This is a genomic window from Spirosoma validum, from assembly GCF_014699035.1.
GTDB lineage: Bacteria > Bacteroidota > Bacteroidia > Cytophagales > Spirosomataceae > Spirosoma > Spirosoma validum.
In genome coordinates this window covers 20,017-37,734 of sequence record NZ_JACXAA010000003.1, presented here as the reverse complement: position 1 = coordinate 37,734, position 17,718 = coordinate 20,017, and the positions used below count along the sequence as shown (strand labels likewise).

12 protein-coding genes are annotated in these 17,718 nt (G+C 49.0%); 6 read left to right on the top strand and 6 right to left on the bottom strand.

The window, feature by feature from the left end; genetic code table 11:
• The first annotated feature begins 22 nt into the window (after positions 1 to 22).
• Entirely contained in the window at positions 23 to 1,531 is a 1,509-nt protein-coding gene (locus IC230_RS08945) for a DUF1501 domain-containing protein (protein WP_191038660.1), read from the top strand.
• A 47-nt stretch (positions 1,532 to 1,578) separates the two neighbouring features.
• On the opposite strand, the gene IC230_RS08940 is transcribed toward IC230_RS08945, so the two are convergent.
• Complete coding sequence (locus IC230_RS08940) at positions 1,579 to 2,424, bottom strand: ceramidase domain-containing protein (protein WP_191038659.1); 846 nt, start codon at positions 2,422 to 2,424, stop codon at positions 1,579 to 1,581.
• A 244-nt stretch (positions 2,425 to 2,668) separates the two neighbouring features.
• Here IC230_RS08940 and IC230_RS08935 point away from each other — a divergent pair, with 244 nt between their 5' ends.
• Genes IC230_RS08935 through IC230_RS08920 form a run of 4 tightly spaced genes read left to right on the top strand, consistent with a single transcriptional unit; the run spans position 2,669 to position 5,863 of the window.
• Positions 2,669 to 3,619 carry an aldo/keto reductase gene (locus tag IC230_RS08935; protein WP_191038658.1) on the top strand — a complete coding sequence of 317 codons (951 nt, stop codon included), beginning with the start codon at positions 2,669 to 2,671 and terminating at the stop codon, positions 3,617 to 3,619.
• A complete protein-coding gene (locus tag IC230_RS08930) occupies positions 3,616 to 4,656 on the top strand; it encodes a zinc-binding alcohol dehydrogenase family protein (RefSeq protein ID WP_191038657.1) in 1,041 nt (346 codons plus the stop codon). The genes IC230_RS08935 and IC230_RS08930 overlap by 4 nt, the downstream gene beginning before the upstream one ends.
• Positions 4,653 to 5,465, top strand: coding sequence for a sugar phosphate isomerase/epimerase family protein (locus tag IC230_RS08925; protein WP_191038656.1), 813 nt, complete (start codon positions 4,653 to 4,655; stop codon positions 5,463 to 5,465). The genes IC230_RS08930 and IC230_RS08925 overlap by 4 nt, the downstream gene beginning before the upstream one ends.
• Positions 5,466 to 5,512: 47 nt before the next feature.
• Entirely contained in the window at positions 5,513 to 5,863 is a 351-nt protein-coding gene (locus tag IC230_RS08920) for an L-rhamnose mutarotase (protein ID WP_191038655.1), read from the top strand.
• Between the two features lie 177 nt (positions 5,864 to 6,040).
• On the opposite strand, the gene IC230_RS08915 is transcribed toward IC230_RS08920, so the two are convergent.
• The gene (locus IC230_RS08915; RefSeq protein WP_191038654.1) at positions 6,041 to 7,465 is read right to left on the bottom strand and encodes a Gfo/Idh/MocA family protein; all 1,425 of its coding nucleotides are present in this window, start codon (positions 7,463 to 7,465) and stop codon (positions 6,041 to 6,043) included.
• Between the two features lie 448 nt (positions 7,466 to 7,913).
• Here IC230_RS08915 and IC230_RS08910 point away from each other — a divergent pair, with 448 nt between their 5' ends.
• A complete protein-coding gene (locus tag IC230_RS08910) occupies positions 7,914 to 9,335 on the top strand; it encodes a TRAFs-binding domain-containing protein (protein WP_191038653.1) in 1,422 nt (473 codons plus the stop codon).
• 164 nt (positions 9,336 to 9,499) lie between these two features.
• Here the strand turns inward: IC230_RS08910 and IC230_RS08905 are convergent, their stop codons facing one another.
• The 4 genes from IC230_RS08905 to IC230_RS08890 form a co-directional block, all read right to left on the bottom strand.
• Positions 9,500 to 11,128, bottom strand: a complete 1,629-nt coding sequence (locus IC230_RS08905; protein WP_191038652.1) for a hypothetical protein — start codon at positions 11,126 to 11,128, stop codon at positions 9,500 to 9,502.
• Positions 11,129 to 11,175: 47 nt separating this feature from the next.
• Positions 11,176 to 12,945, bottom strand: a complete 1,770-nt coding sequence (locus IC230_RS08900; protein WP_223860521.1) for an L-lactate permease — start codon at positions 12,943 to 12,945, stop codon at positions 11,176 to 11,178.
• A 102-nt stretch (positions 12,946 to 13,047) separates the two neighbouring features.
• Positions 13,048 to 15,378, bottom strand: coding sequence for a GH92 family glycosyl hydrolase (locus tag IC230_RS08895; protein WP_191038651.1), 2,331 nt, complete (start codon positions 15,376 to 15,378; stop codon positions 13,048 to 13,050).
• Positions 15,360 to 17,657, bottom strand: a complete 2,298-nt coding sequence (locus tag IC230_RS08890) for a GH92 family glycosyl hydrolase (RefSeq protein ID WP_191038650.1) — start codon at positions 17,655 to 17,657, stop codon at positions 15,360 to 15,362. The genes IC230_RS08895 and IC230_RS08890 overlap by 19 nt, the downstream gene beginning before the upstream one ends.
• Between the last annotated feature and the right edge of the window lie 61 nt (positions 17,658 to 17,718).

Genomic DNA, 17,718 nt, shown 5'->3' with positions numbered 1-17,718 from the left:
GTCTGAAGACCGTGGTACCAAAATGAAAAAGCTCCTTGACGAACTCCAGCAGGTTTCCCTGCAACACGAAACCCGGAGGCATTTTTTGCATACCTGCTCCACTGGCCTCGGGGCAATGGCGCTGGGCTCTTTCCTGGAAAGTTGTGGGTTTTTAGATAAATCGGACAAGCAGGGTACATCGCAGACGTCTGCTCAGACCAACAGCGACGGCTCACCAATGGCCGTACGTCCAGCGCAGTTTTCGGGTAAAGCTAAGCGCGTGATTTACATTCACATGGCCGGTTCTCCTTCGCAATTGGAGCTGTTTGATTACAAGCCCGAGTTGGTCAAATATAACGGCAAAGACTGCCCACAGGAATTGCTGACGGGTAAGAAATTTGCTTTCATTCGGGGTGTACCCAAAATGCTGGGGCCACAGGGTAAATTTGGACAACATGGGCAGTCGGGGGCGTGGGTGTCTGATTACATGCCGCATTTGCAGGGCGTGGTCGATGACATTACGTTCCTGAAAGCTATGCACACGGACCAGTTCAACCACGCTCCGGCGCAGTTGCTCATGCATACCGGTTCGGCCCGGTTGGGAAGACCCAGCATTGGCTCGTGGGTGACGTACGGATTGGGTTCTGAGAACGATAACCTGCCGGGCTATATCGTATTGGCGTCGGGTGGCAAACAACCGGATGCGGGAAAGTCAGTCTGGGGAAGTGGCTTTCTGCCATCGGTTTATCAGGGCGTCCAGTGCCGTACGGATGGCGACCCCGTCTTGTACGTATCTGATCCGGCGGGTATGCCGCGTGATCTCCGCAAGCAAACTATTGAGGCTATTTCTGAGATTAATCGTCAGCAGTACGACGAAGTTAAAGATCCGGAAGTATTAACCCGAATTGCACAATACGAATTGGCCTTTCGGATGCAGATGTCCGTGCCGGAAGCAATGGATATTAAAGGTGAACCGCAATCCATGCTCGATCTATATGGGGTCAATCCGGGTCAGGGTTCGTTTGCCAGAAACTGTTTATTAGCCCGTCGGTTGGTCGAACGGGGTGTTCGTTTTGTACAGTTATTCGATTGGGGATGGGATTCGCACGGAACGGATACCAGCACCGCGCTCGATCTGGGTTTTCGAGAAAAATGCCAAAATTCTGACAAAGCCGTAGCAGCCCTACTGACCGATCTGAAACAGCGCGGTTTGCTGGACGATACGTTGGTCGTATGGGGTGGCGAATTCGGACGGACACCCATGCAGGAGAATCGCGATGGGCAGACGTTACCGTTCATGGGACGCGATCATCACCTGGATGCGTTTACGGTCTGGATGGCAGGTGGCGGAGTTAAGAAGGGCTTCTCCTTTGGTGAAACAGACGATATTGGGTATTACGGCGTCAAAGACAAAGTACATGTCCACGATTTGCAGGCAACCATTCTGCATTTGCTGGGTTTCAATCACGAAAAACTAACGTACCAATTTCAGGGACGCCCTTTCCGCCTGACGGACGTAGCAGGAAAAATTGTCAAACCCATTTTGGCGTAATCAGCCGTGCTACGTAATTCGGCTTATCCGAGGCTAACCTTAAAAAATTAGCTCTCAGAACGTGTATGCCCGGCGTTAAACGTGAAGCGAAAAAACGAGTAACTACAAAAGCTACTCAAGGCTGTTAGCGCGTGCCAAAGGGCATGGCCTTGGAAAAAAGAATGTGGATCGCAGCCTACTTTCTGCACATCCAGCGTCCGAATTCTAATCGCGATCACGACTAGAACGAAGCCCAATATCACTAACCAGATGGAACGCTCGTTTCGGAACTGAACGTAATGGATAACCATCAGGCCGTTTAACAGCAAAATTAACGCAGGTACTAACTGGGCGCTGGGTACCCATAGCGCTAGTTGAAAAAACAAGATAATAACAGCCAGTAACGACACTACCCAACGTTTTTTTTGTACGGACGTTAGCGTAAGGCGATAGAAAACGTGATACAACGCTATTGCCACCAATGTCAGCAAAATTGAGTAGGTCGCATTCATATCTACGCGCTGGCCGATGTATGTCAGGGATGCGTGAAAAAAGGCGCTGCCTATGCTCAGGTACAAAAAACAGCCTCCCGTCACGACCGAGAGTAAGGGAAAACTTTCCAGTCGATTCAGACCCGATTTACCCTGATTTTTTACATCGTCTCCGGCGATTTGCAAAATCAGTACACCCAAAAAGAAATACGCCAGGTTGGAGTACGTATTGATGGGTTGATGAAAGAAGCGATTGAGATGATTAAACTCGCAATACTCCACGGTTAAGGCCGATTGGCTGATCCGCATACCCATCCAGACCGAACTACTTAGCCAGGTATTCAGCCCAATCCAAACCAGCAGCATTCCGGCTGTCAGATACGTAGCCCAAAGCAGCCGTTTATAAAAAATGGGTAAATCCATAAACGTAGGAAGCAATGGGAATCTCTATCTTACTGGTTTAGCGCTTTGTCGAAAGAAGTCATCGCAAAAGCAGTAGATTACGTCAGTAGCTTGGTTAGTCATGGAGAAGTTATTTTAGAACACCAGCGACTCCAGTAAAGCCTACCATCCTGATAACTATCTCAGAACCTGCGTTATGAAGTTCAAGGCGTGGTTAGGTGCTGGAAATTCGGCTGAAACAACAACTCTCCACTACGTATAAGTAATGCAGTATCGTCAATTAGGTAAGACGGATTTGAACGTTTCGCTTCTGAGCTTCGGTGCATCTCCGTTAGGTAATGTGTTCAATGAAACCGATGAAGGGGAAGGTATACGGGCGGTTCACGCAGCCATTGAGCACGGTATTAATTTTTTTGATGTGGCCCCGTTCTACGGCGACACACTGGCCGAGCAACGGCTGGGTAAAGCCCTGAAGAACAAACGCGACTCTGTACTTCTAGCCACTAAATGCTGTCGCTACGGAAACGGCGTCTTCGATTTTTCGTATGAGCGTGTCATGCGAAGTATTGACGAATCCCTCAAGCGTTTGCAGGTCGATTACGTCGATTTATTGCAGGTACACGACATCGAGTTTGGCGATCGTCAGCAAGTACTAAATGAAGCCATTCCAGCAGCGCTCAGGATCAAAGAAATGGGTAAGGCTCGCTACGTCGGTTTCTCGGGCTTGCCGGTTCGCTACCTCGCTCAGATTGTCCGTGAGGTCGATGTCGATACAGTACTTTCCTGGGGACACTATACCTTGCTGGATGACGAAATCAACGACGAACTGGTACCGCTTTCTCAGGAAAAAGGCTTTGGCCTAATGAACGCGGCTCCGCTGATGCAACGGATTCTGTCGGACGCTCCCATCCCGACCTGGCAGAGTTCGCCACAGGGCGTTAAGGACATGCAACCCAAACTACTGGCCTTGTGCCGCGAATACGGGCTGGCTCTGAGCGATGTGGCCTTGCAGTATGCGGTAAGTCACCCCGTTATTGCCACGACCATTGTCGGCATGTCGGAGCAACGGCAGGTGGAGCAAAACATACGGGCGCTCCAGGTCGATATTCCTGAGGAACTGCTCCAGCGAATTGAAACGATGGTGGCTCCGGTAAAAAATCAGACATGGTTCGAGGGAAAACCAGAAAACAATATTCCTAAGCCAACAAACGCATGAGTACACAACCTGCTTTAGTATTGGTCGAGCCCGGCAAAACAGAGGTTCGCCAGATTGATATACCGACCCCCGAGCCAGACGAAGTGTTGTTGCAGGTGAATAGGGTCGGTTTTTGCGGTGGTGACCTCAACGGATTCCGGGGCCTGTTCGAATTGCAGGAGTACCCGAACGTATTAGGCCATGAAGTGGGGGCAACTATTCTGGAGGTCGGCAGTCAGGTTCCTGATCAGTTGAAGCCAGGTATGAACGTCACGCTGAATCCGTATCTGAACTGCGGAACCTGTCTGTCCTGCCGAAAAGGTCGTCCGAATGCCTGTCAGGATAATAAAACGATGGGTGTTCGTCGACCGGGTGCCATGACAAAATTCATCAGTGTTCCCTGGCAAAAACTACATGCCTCTTCTCAGTTATCTGTTCGAGAATTAGCCCTGGTGGAGCCGCTCACGGTTGGTTTTCATGCCGTGGACCGAGGCCGCGTTGTAGCGGGTGAAAAAGTGGCCGTTATCGGTTGCGGCATCGTGGGCATGGGCGCTGTGGCCGCTGCTGTGAATCGAGGGGCGGAGGTCATTGCCATCGACATTGATGATGCTAAAATGCAGATTGCCAAACTGGCCGGGGCAGCCCATACCATCAACACGACCAAAGTCGATTTGCACGAGACCCTGCAGGCAATAACGGATGGCGACGGACCGGATGTGATTATTGAAGCTGTTGGAAATCCGGCGACGTATCGTGCCGCCGTAGACGAAGTGGCTTATACCGGACGTGTTGTCTACATCGGATACGCCAAGAAACCAGTGGATTACAATACCGGTACGTTTGTCCGAAAGGAAATTGAGATTCTGGGCTCGCGCAATTGCCTCGGCGATTTCCCCGATGTCATCAGCTATCTGGAATCCGGAAAATTCCCCGTCGATGCTGTCATCAGCCGGGAGGTGTCGCTGGCAGAAGCTGGGGCAGCCCTGGCGGACTGGTCAGCAAATCCGGGGCCCATCACAAAAATCATGGTCAATCTCGACAACGAGTCTTCCAGATGAAATCCTGCGTAACGATTGCCTTAGTTCCCCAGATCAAAACCGGTCCCTGGATTTACTGGAATGACCTGGAAGCCAGTATAACGAAAGCCGCTACGTTAGGATTCGATGCGGTTGAATTGTTCACCGCTTCGGCAGACGCCATCAATCCGGATCGATTGACCCGCTTACTCGACCAGTCTGGTCTCAGCCTCGCGGCTGTGGGCACTGGAGCGGGAAAGGTTATCAAGGGGCTAACGCTAACCGATCCCAATCCGGCGATCCGAGCCGAAGCCGTTGCCTTTATTACCGATATGATTACGTTCGGAGCCCGCTTTGGTGCTCCCGCGATCATTGGGTCGATGCAGGGAAATGTCGCGCCGGGTATTGACAGAGATCAGGCGTTACGTTGGCTGTCTGATGGGCTGAATACGCTGGGTATCCAGGCTGACGCACAAGGGGTAAAGTTGATTTACGAACCGTTGAATCGCTACGAAACCAATCTGATCAATGACCTCGGAACGGGTACGAGTTTCATCAATGGACTGAATACCAGGCATGTGGTTTTGCTGGCGGATTTGTTTCACATGAACATTGAAGAATCTTCGTTGCCCGAGAGTATTCGCTTGGCAGGCTCTGCTATTGGCCATGTTCACTTTGCGGACAGCAACCGGCGGCCGATAGGGCTGGGGCACATCGCTATGGCTGAAGTGGCTACGGCATTAAAAGAGATCGGTTATGCTGGCTACGTTTCTGCCGAAGCGTTCCCCTTCCCTACCCCTGACCAGGCCGCCCAACAAACCATTCGATCCTTCAACACCTATTTTCGGTAAGATGCCCGATTACGGATACAACGCCTAAAAAAACAATTTTCTTTACTATGCAACGATTTTGCTTAGCCCTCGATCTGAAAGATGACCCTGAATTAATCGCCGAGTATGAACAATGGCATGCCAAAGGGAAAGGCTGGTCGGAAGTGCGCCAAAATGATCTGAAGGCTGGCATTCTGGATCTTCAGATTTATCGGACGGGCAACCGTATGTTTATGATTCTGGAAACCGACGATCAGTTTACCTTCGAGAAGAAAGCGAAGCTCGATTCGGTCAATCCGCACGTACAGGAGTGGGAACGGCTCATGTGGCGTTTTCAGCAACCACTACCCTGGGCTACCGATGGTGAAAAGTGGATATTGATGGATCAGATTTTTCAGTTTGAAAAAGAGCCAGCCTAGTACTGCTCCACTTTAATTCGTATTACCGGTACCACGGGTTTTAACCCGTTTTTTGGGACAATTCCTGAACGGGTTAAAACTCGTGGTACCTTTTTCTCAAATTGGTCAAGTACTAGTACTACTCATTCAACGTATTTCCCACGGTAACGGCCAACTGTTACCGTGGGGGACAATTTATCAGGCGCCTTTAACGTATTGCGTACCGTAGGGGAAACGCTGTGGGCGGGACAACGTAGCGTTGGCTTCCTTGTCATTAAGAAACTGCTCTTTTTTCGCGTCCCAGCGTAGTTTGCGACCTAATTTCATTGCTGTATGTGCAATTAAACAGGCCGACCCCGACCGGTGGGCCACTTCGACCGGGCTAATGGTCTTTTTACTGTCCCGAATGCACTCCAGCCAGTTAAGATGCTGTTCGGGACTTTCGTAAAGCTTGATGTCTTTAGGGCCAATAACGGATTGCAGGATTTTCGAGTCGCTGGCATAAAAGGCTTTGTTTTCGCCCCCTTTAGCAGCACCTGGATCAGAAGCCGTTACGCCAACATTACCCCGGGAGGTGAAAATCCAGCCTTCCGTGCCTTCAAAGCGCACGCCATTGGGATTCGCTCCGCTGATCTGCATGACCACGTTGTTTGGGTACAGCATTTCTACCTCAAAATCACCGTGGACATTCCACAGCCCTGAGGTTGGAAAACTCGCTCGTCCTTCCGCTTCCAATGGTCCGGTCAGTTCAGTATCCATTCCCCAATGAGCAATATCAATATGGTGAGAGCCCCAGCCGGTAATCATGCCCGCGCCAAACTGTTCGCACCGCAGCCAACCGGGCCGCGAGCCGATATCCGTCTGGGAGTGAACCCGGTCCAGGGTATATGGTACGTTAGGAGTTGACCCAAGCCACATGTCATAATTCAGATTTTCAGGAACCGGCATCGGCGATGGATTGCCTCCTGCGGGATCGCCTGGTAAGCCGATAATCACTTTTTTGAGCGTACCGATCCGGCCATTTCGCACCAGTTCACAGGTTCGGTGAAACTGCGGCCACGGGCTCATGGACCGTTGCTGACTACCCAGTTGAAATACAATCCCCCGTTTCTTCACTACGTCGGCCATCATACGCCCTTCCTGAATAGTCAGCGAAGTGGGTTTTTGCATGTAAACGTGTTTCCCGGCGATAGCCGCTTCCATAGCAGGCTGGGCATGCCAGTGATCGGGTGTACTGATAATTACCGCATCAATATCCTTGCTGTTCAATAGATCGCGGTAATTGCTGAAGGTCTTCACATCGACCGACGATTTTCCCGTTTCTTTATTGACGTACTGTTTTTCAATCCAGGTTTTTCCCTGCGCTAAACGCTTAGCGTCCAGATCAGCGACCGCTACGACCTGCGCAAAGCCATGTTTCACAATTTCGGGCAGATCGTGCGTCATGGCAATCCGTCCGAAACCGATCTGTCCGATATGTATCCGGTTACTGGGGGCGTTCTTGCCAAAAACCGATGCCGGAACGATGGTCGGAAAAGCAATTGTCGCCAATGCAGTAGCCGAGCCAGCGGCTGCCTGTTTAAGAAAGCTTCGCCGGTTTACGTGTATGTTTTCACTATCCATTTTCAGACTGTTAAAATGAGTGATTAAGGATTGACTTACCTGTACGATACAGAAGCCACAAGAGGGTACTTTTTTACTAATGCCGGACTCTTCTATCTACTGCTAAGCAGGCTTTAGTCTTCACCGTGATTACTCTCTACCTAACTCTCGTCACGTCGTCCAGTGCCCGTCGATCCTCCAGTCGGCAATCTCCAAGAATCCCCACACCTCATTACGTAGCATTTGATCAGCAGGTGTTGCCACTCAAATCCGTTGGGGACTTGTGTCGAATTGCTTCACTAAAAAAAACGTCGCAATTTTACTTTCTTTGTTACACCAACCTCATAATCAGACAGGATAGCCTCTAACAGAACCATTGGCGCGGTCTCAGTAGCAAGGCTAGATAGCGCTCCTAACGTAATGTGAACTCTTTTCCCTTTCTCTAAACACCGTTTAACCTTCCAAGCTCATGAAACCCTTTTGCTTTGTCATCACCTCTTTTGATAAAAAGCCTAATCTAAAAGATCTCCAGGCCAAATTCGAGTCAAAAAACGTAAATGACCCAATACAGAAAATTGACTTCGATAAGATCTACGAAGAATTAGTAAAGCCTGCTATTGTGAGGGCGGGGATGGAGCCTTTAATCGAACGGGAAGAAAGCAACTTTGGCTCCATCCAAAAAACAATGTATGAAAAAATTATTCTCTGCGAATTCTGCGTAGCTGATTTAACGAATGCGAATCCTAATGCCTATTATGAGTTAGGTATGCGCTATGCTGTCAGGCCCTTTACAACAATTCCCATTATTGCTTCTTCCCATTTTCCGCTTCCATTTGATATTGGTTTTAACAGAACGTTTGCTTATCAGGTAGACAAAGATTTTAATTTATCTGATAAAGAAAATGACATACAAAAGTTGACTACCATTCTTTTGAGCGCCAAAAAATCCCGGTTAACCGATAGCCCTTTGTATGATATGATCAATGGAATTACCTTCCAGAATTCAGTTGAACATGAAAAAACCGATGTCTTTAGAGAACGAGTAATCTATGATGGCGATATTAAAAAAGATTTAGCCTATGCTCGCAGTCTTACCGATCAGGACGAATCCAAAATTAAATCCTTACGAATTGAGGCAATCAATAAAATAGTTGATCAAAATAAGCCATTAGAAAATGTAGAAACAGCCTTATTAATCGATATGATGCTATCCTACCGGAACATCGAAGCGTTTACGGAGATGATGGATTTCATCAAACAATTACCTCGATATGTCTTTGAAACAGTGATGGTTCAGGAACAATATGCGCTTATCTTGAACCGGAATGGAAGCAAGAAAAAACCAGTTGATGACGTAATGATCAACGAAGCAGAAGATGTATTGAGGAAGTTAGAAAGTAATAAGAAAGCGAGCAGTGAAACATATGGCATTTGGGGCCGAATTTATAAGGACAAATTTGATCGTGCTTACAAACACGGCGATATAGGCGAGGCAAAAGTGCACTTAAAAACCGCACTTAAATATTACGAAAAAGGCTTTGAGTTTGATCCAAGAGATGCTTTTCCTGGTGTTAATTACGTTACCTGTCTGGAATTATCGGGGCAGAAAGAAAAAGCATTACGTATAGTACCGGCTGTTGAATACGCTGTTTTATCAAAAATGAAACGGAAGGACCCCGACTATTGGGATTACGCTACGTTACTCGAATTGGCAGTCATCGAGAATAGATTTGCCGAGGCAGAAGAGTTCTATTACGAAGCAAAACCATTAGCTGTAGAAAGCTGGATGTTTGGTACGACAAAAGATAATCTTACCAAAATTATTACCTTCAGAAAAGATCGCGGAGAAGAAACAGCCAACATTGAAAAAATTGCGGCCAAACTTTCCTAAAAAGATAGGTAGCCGACGTTCAAAATAATGTCGGCTACCTATCTAATCGATGCAAAATTACCACCGCTCCACAGTAGCATTGAGAAGTAAAAATATTGAACAAACGCCTATAATCTGTGTCTTCAGCACGGGCGTTTGTGCTCCAATGAGTTAACCATACAAATTTACAATCCAGCTATTTTCAGTTTTCCTGTGGTCGGTTGGGCGATAAATTCGATGTAATCGACCTTAGCGGTTTCACTACCATTGGCAATACCCGTAAGTTCAATCGTATCACCCGCATTGATTTTAACGTTAGGGATAGTTTTTCGGCGCCAGCAACCAACATCCTCGTTTAGCTTCCAGGATGCTTTCTGCTTACCAGCGATCGCCAGGGCCAGATTGCCCTGCCCATTCTTTTCGTCCGCGTACGAAACCACGACCGTATATACACCCGATGGCTTATTGAAAGTAGATTTGGCGGTTCCCTTGCCGGTTGTCTGTACGCATTTTTCAATCAGGAACTTATCGACCGTGTATCCCGTAAGCGTCATGTCTTCAACTTCCATTCCTATAACGGGTTTAAATCCGGCAACGCCTGCTTCACTTAATCCGTTACGTACTGCGCGAAGATTCGAATACGGCGATCCATCGTAGTGTTTGATACCGATGCCCTTGGAACCATTTTCAACCGAAATCTTGATGCTGGACTTGATGATTTCCGGTGTGGTGAGTAAACGAGTTGGTACACCAGGAATAATGGGAATGTTGTCTCCCATGAAATACTTCGTGGTTAATATGCGCGATTTTCGATCCGATTTCTGATAGCCATTCTGTTCGGTATGGGTGGAGAGATGAACCGAGTTGATGTTGTTTTTCAACTCCTCCAGGGTTAAGCCCGATGTTCGGTCATTCAGGTCATTCAGGCGAAAATCAATGCTCGGATTTTCCTGGTGGATTCGATCCGTAACCAGTTTATAAATTTCTGTCGTACAGGCTTTTCTAAAATTTCGCCAGTTGGTCAGTTGGGGTTCGGCATACGGGTTGTCTTTCAAAACCGGAATTGCTTCCTCCATGTTGAAGCCCATTGCGTTTGCCTTGTGCTTACAGGATTCGCAGAAACACGTACCGCCTTTAACCGGATCATCCGACCGGCTGAATAGCAACATGCACGTCTGAATGTAATCGACATCATAATGCTTCGCCAGATCGCCATAAAGCGTAACCAGATACTCCCGTACATCCGGGTTGTTCGTGCAGGGCCGATCAACCGGCTTATTGGTGATGTCGCGTTGTTTGTACTCTTCGTGCTGGTTGAGGTAGTCTACCGGAATGTATGTATGCGATACCTCGACACCCGCTCGTAATCCACGCGCGTGGGCTTTGTCAAGCACGATTTTTAGCCAATCGGTATCATTCAGCCAGGCTTCGCGCGACATCAGGGGTTTAATCTTCCCATACAACTCCATGTGTGGCTTAAAATACGCCCGCGAATCTTCGGCATCCCATTCGGTTCGGACCGGATTATGGATAAAGTTGAACGTCCCTGGCAGGTTATCATTGTTAAACGGTCGATGCTCCTGGTGCATAACGGCAATCAGGTAAACCGAGTTTACTCCGGCAATACCGGTCATGTTGTCCAGAATGAGATCGATGCCTTCGTCATGCACCTCCCACGGATAGATACTGCCCGTGACCTCGAAAGCCGGAGCTGGTACGTTCGAACGCGGGATCGACTGCGCTGTTGAATGGACTGCGTATAGACCGGCAAGGCATGCCAGCAACCATGCTTTTTTGGGGTTGAACAAGTTCATGGCGTTTGAACAAGATAGGTTTAGACTATTGTAATCCCTGTTAATTCTTAATTCACCAGCGTAGGCGTTTGGGTTCTCTTTCTCCCAACAAGCAGGATTGCCGTCACCAACGCAACCAGGAGAATTGCTAGTCCGACGAGGTATGTGTATCCTCGCGCTACGTCAGGGCTAATAGCCACTTTCGCCGTGCTGAGCATGTCATAAACGGGAATTAGCCAGGTGAACACGTAAGCCTGCGCCAGCGTAATAAGGCAAATAACACCCAGCATCAGGAAACTATGCTTCACCGTAAAGCGAAACAGCTGGGATTCCTGACCAACCAGATCGCCAGCCGCAGCGGCTACGGCAATGGATTGGGGCGAAATCATCTTACCCACTACCCCACCCGATACATTGGCAGCAACCGTTATAACCGGATCGACGCCAATTGACTGAGCCGTAGCGTACTGTAATTTACTGAACAAAGCATTGGCCGACGTATCGGAACCCGTAATGAACACGCCAAGCCAACCCAGCACAGGAGCAAAAAATGGGAACAGAACACCCGTATTAGCCAGCACTTCGGCCAGAGTAAGCGTAATGCCAGAGTCGTTAACGATGTAGGCAAATCCCAGTACGGCGGCTATGGTCAGGATCGGAAATCGCAACTGGTTCAGGGTAGCGATGAATACCTTCCCTCCTTCCCGATACGTTAGCCCGACCATCGGAATGGAGACAAGCGACGCAATGAGAATAGCCGTTCCGGCAGCGGATAAATAATTGAATTTAAATAGCTTAGGAATCAAATTACCGTCTGTCCCCTGAATGATCTTGTGAAGCCCTGGAAATTCGAATTGGTATAATCCCAGCGAATTAAGAACGTCTTTGATCGGTTGCATCCCCCAGGCAATCACCATAATGGTCAGCGCGATAAAGGGCGACCAGGCTCGTAGCATTTGCCCAGCGGTATACGTTACGTCGGTGTTAAACGTAGCAGCAGGTTCGTTGGCAAAGCGCCAAACGGTTTTGGGTTTCCAGAACCGCAGAAACACCATCAGACTGATGATGGACCCGAGACCTGCAATCACGTCAGGCAGCGACGGCCCTATATAGTTGGATGAGAACCACTGCAGGAAGGCAAACGAAACGCCCGATACCAATACGGCTGGCAGCACTTCTTTGGTCTTGTTGAAGCCCGCAATAATGGTTACCAGATAAAAGGGCAATATCACCGACAGAATGGGCAGCGTCCGACCCACCATCTGCGAAATGGGCAGTTCAGGAATACCCGACACTTGCGACGCTACGGTAATCGGAATTCCAATGGACCCGAAAGCAACCGGAGCCGTATTGGCAATCAGGCAAATACCAGACGCATACAGCGGATTGAACCCCAGTCCGACCAGCATGGCGGCCGTAATGGCCACCGGAGCGCCAAACCCTGCCGTACCTTCCAGGAAGGAGCCAAACGAGAACGCAATCAGTAAGGCCTGCAAGCGTCGGTCAGACGTAATGGATGCCATAAAGTGCTTGATGATCTCAAATTGACCGCTCTTTACCGTCAGATTAAACAGAAAGACGGACATAATTACCAGCCAGCAAATCGGAAACAGACCGTATAAAGCGCCGTGACCGATCGATAAGAGCGCCAGCTTCACCGGCATGCCGTAAACCAATATGGCAATGACCGTAGCAATGGCTATTGCGAGTAAACTGGCCTGATAGCCTTTCATTTTTCGAATAATCAGCGCCCAGAAAATAAAGAGAATAGGCACTGCCGCCACAAGTACCGACAACGCTATATTATTGAGTGGGTCAATGACCTGGGTCCATTTCATAATCCGATGGCTTTATTGAGTAGGATGTAATAGCTGTTAATTCTGGTGATCTATTTCCCTTTAAAGTGAATAAGCTCTCGATTGGTAGGAATGGATTACCCATCAGTTCTGCATATCCCATTTTTTGTCGGTTTTCTCGCCCATCTCCAGCACCAACGTACCGCCCTGCATCAGTTCCTCGTGGGTAAACGAGAGCGACGTCAAGGGTTTTCCGTTTAACGTAGCGGACTGGATGTACTTATTCGTCCGCGATGATTTTGGAGCCGACAGGGTGAACGTCTTCCCGTTGGGCAAGGCAATACTGACTTTTGTAAAGAGCGGACTGGTGATCGAATAGCGGGGAATGCCCGGCGTGGTTGGGTAAAAACCCATCGCCGAGAAAACGACAAAGGACGACATCGACCCGCCGTCTTCATCGCCCGGAACACCGAAAATAGTATCCTGAAACCAAGTGTCCAGTAGCAGTCGCGTATACTTCTGGGTTTTCCAGGACGCGTTGGTGTAATTGAATAGATACGGAATGAAGAAGGTGACCTGATTGCCCATTGAAAATTGACCAATCATGCCAGTCTGGTTTGGCCACATCTCCCAGAAAACGGGCTTGCTTTTACCCATGCCTTCGCGGAAAAGCTGATCCAGATTTTGCTCCATTTTTTCAGGGCCGCCCATTAATTCACGCAGCCCTTTCAGGTCCTGCTGGGCGTTCCACATGTAGCTCCAGCCGTTGTTTTCATTGTAATAATCGAAACCGTTATGGCCACCGTCAAATTTCGGGTCGATCTCGATCCAATTGCCCTGGGCATCTTTAGGCATAAACATCGTATGCTTATCGCTCCACAGATTTCGGTAGTTCTGCGTCCTGGGCGCATACGTAGCGTACACTTGTTCGTTACCCAATTCTTTCGCCAATTCGCTTAGCGCCCAGCTGTCGTAACAATCGCCCAACGTAATGGCCACCGCTGATCGCTTCTGGCCGGGTTTCTGCGAAGCAAACGCGTCGGTTTCTTTCTCTCCGGGATGTAGCGCCGGATAGTAGCCTTTCTTGACATAGAAAGTCTCCAGGTCACCTTTAGGGCCATTACGGAACGGCAGCATGGTAGCTTGTTCAGCGTTTTTCAGCATGCCCTCAAATGCCGTTTTTACGTCGAAGTTGCGAATGCCTTTGCGATACGCATCCAGAAACATCACCGACGACTTGAAACCGAACATTCCTGGACGATCCCCGTACGGCTTTGGATACTCCGGCATCCAGCCGCTCTGCTGATACATCGTTACGTAGGATTGCAGCATATCGGCTTCGCGCTGAGGGTCAAGGATAATACGTAGTGGGTGGAGGGCCAGGTAATTGCCCCAGGTATAATCGTCAGTATAGAACGGGCGTTTATCCTCATGCACTTTCTTGTCGTAGCCACTGTAGTATTTTTCGTCTTCCGACATGTCGACCATGCGGGCGTAGCAACGGTAAAGTGAGGTGTAAAAACTGCGTTTCTGGGCTTCAGTTCCACCCTCTACGTTGATTTTGCCGATGGTTTTTGCCCAGGCGGCCTGGGCTTTAGCTTTGAGCTGATCGAAGGAAACGCCCTTGAGTTCGTTCTCGAAATTCTTTTTGGCCTGTTCGGGACTAACAAACGAGATAGCGTACCGAAACTCTACGGTCGAAGGGTCGTTTTCACCGTAGCTTGCCCAAAGTCGCTCGCCAGGCATTTTCTTAGGTTTCTCCGGCACACCACTAACGGTATATTTCTCCCAGTCCTTCTCGCCTTCCTTTTTACCCGTTTGCGGTTTACCGGTGAACATGCCGTATAAATAAGCCATGCCTTTCTGGTCGTGAATCGCATCATTGACAAACTCAGTTCCCACCACCGCATTGCCATTCTGGATGTCATACTTGCCATTAGCGTAATAGTGCGACAGGAGCAGATTCTTTTTCACACCCGCCGGAAAAGTGAAGCGATAGATACCCGTTCGGGCGCCGGGCGTAAACTCGGTTAAAATATTGTCGTCCGTAAGTTTGACGGAATAATACCAGGGCTGGGTTACTTCCAGATCATGGTCATACGTCAGTCGACGGTACCAGGCCGTGTCCGCTACGTTCCCCTTCGACGGTTTGATGGCAAAGACCATCTGGGGCGTAATGATGTTCAACGCCATCATCGGAAAATCGGTGATCTGCATATCCAGATGATCCTGCCGCTTGGGAAACATACGCACCATCTGGTTAGGCAGATGAACGACCGGCCGGTTGGTATTCAGCAAAGGCGCTACGTTGCCAATCGTGGGGTCGATATAGTTGAGGGTAGGGTTACTTCCCTTCCCATTTTGTGCCCGGCTGGTCTGGGCACAAAAAGCAATAATGACAGTCGTTAAAGCGAGTTTAACCAGTCGGTTAGGACGTATTGAGCAATTCATATCGGCTAATAAGTTATCTCCCATTTTTTGTCGGTTTTCTCGCCCATCTCCAGCACTAACGTACCGCCCTGCATCAATTCTTCGTGCGAGAAGGATAGCGACGTCAACGGCTTTCCGTTTAAAGTTGCCGACTGGATGTATTTGTTGATTCGGGATGACTTTGGTGCCGACAGCGTAAAGGTTTTGCCATTCGGCAACTTGATTGTCACCTTACTAAAAAGTGGACTGGTGATCGAATAACGGGGAATACCGGGTGTGGTTGGGTAGAAACCTATCGCCGAAAAAACGGCAAATGAGCACATTGAGCCCGCATCTTCATCGCCCGGTACGCCGAAAATGGTATCCTGAAACCACGTATCCAGCAGCAGGCGCGTGTACTTTTGGGTCTTCCAGGGTGAGTTGGTGTAGTTGAACAGATACGGAATGAAGAACGTAACCTGGTTGCCCATCGCAAACTGACCAATCAGGCCCGTCTGATCCGGAAATTTCTCCCAGAAAACCGGCTTTGGCCGGTCCAATCCTTCCCGAAAAAGCTGATCGAGGTTCTGCTCTAACTTGTCAGGTCCGCCCATCAATTCCGTTAGTCCTTTTATGTCCTGCTGCACATTCCAGCGGTAATTCCAGCCGTTATTTTCGTTGTAATAGTCGAGACCGGCATGACCACCATCAAACTTCGGATCGATCTCAATCCAGTTACCCTGCGCGTCTTTAGGCATAAAAAAGGCGGTTTTGGCGTAATACAGGTTTTTGTAATTCTGCGCATACGGGGCGTAGCGTTTATATACCTCCTGATTACCCAGTTCTTTGGCCAACTCGCTCAACGCCCAGCTGTCGTAGCTATTTCCCAACGTAACGGCAACGGCCGACCGTTTTTGACCACGCTTAGCTGCCGTAACCGAATCCGTTTCCTGCTCACCGGGACGTAGCGCCGGGTAGTATCCTTTAGCGTAATAAAAATCCTCAAGCGCCCCCTTCGGACCGTTTCGCGACGGAAGCATCGTAGCTTTCTCCGAATTTTTGAGCATGCCTTCCAGCGCCGTCTTCGTATCGAAATTGCGAATGCCTTTGCGATACGCATCCAGAAACATCACCGACGACTTGAAACCAAACATTCCTGGACGATCCCCGTACGGTTTCGGATACTCCGGCATCCACCCACTCTCTTTGTACATCCGCACGTACGACTCCAGCATGTCGGCCTCGCGCTGAGGGTCCAGAATGCTACGTAGCGGATGTAAGGCTAAGTAATTGCCCCAGGTGTAATCGTCAGTATAGAACGGGCGTTTATCTACGTGTACTTTCTTGTCGTAGCCGCTATAGTATTTTCCCTCTTCCGACATGTCGACCATGCGGGCGTAGCAGCGGTAGAGCGAGGTATAGAAACTGCGTTTCTGAGCGTCGGTTCCGCCTTCTACGTTAATCTGCCCAATAGTTTTTACCCAGGCGGCCTGCGCTTTATTTTTCAACTGATCGAAGCTAACGTTCATCAGTTCCTGCTCCAGATTCTTTTTGGCCTGCTCATGGCTGATAAAGGAAATACCGTACCGGAATTCAACTACCGGCGAATCGGTTTCTGAATAGCTGGCAAAGGCGCGTTCACCAGCTACTTTCTTCGGTTTTTCCTGCGTACCAGTCACTGTATACCGTCCCCAATCTTTCTCGCCCTCTTTCTTACCCGTCTGCGGCTTACCCGTAAAAACGCCATACAGATACGCTATGCCTTTCTGCTCATGGATCGCATCGTTCACGTACTCTGTCCCTACAATGGCGTTCCCGTCCTTAAAGTCGTATTTACCATTGGCGTAATAATGTGACAGGAGCAGATTCTTTTTCACGCCCGCCGGAAACGTGAACCGGTACATACCTGTTTTAGCGCCCGGCGTAAATTCCGTTAAGATATTGTCATCCGTGAGTCGGACCGAATAATACCAGGGGTGAATCGTCTCAAAATCATGATCGTAGGTTAGCCGACGATACCAACCCGTGTCCGCCAGTACTCCGGCAAATGGCTTAATGGCGAAGACCATCTGGGGCGTAATGATGTTCTGGGAAAGCATGGGAAAATCGGTGATCTGCATATCTAGATGATCCTGCCGTTTGGGAAACATCCGCACCATCTGGTTAGGCAGATGCACCACCGGCCGGTTGGTGTTGAGCAAGGGCGCTACGTTCCCAATCGTCGGATCAATGTAGGTTAATCCATTCGCTGAGTTGTTGGCTTTTTTCTGCCCAAAGCTGACCTGAATTCCTGACAGGAGAAGTATTGACAGGCTACATAGCAGGCTGATTTTTTGGTTCATCATGATCGAGAAAAGGCATCAAACATTATTACGGTTGAGCTATTCCTAGCTCTACTCTATAAAA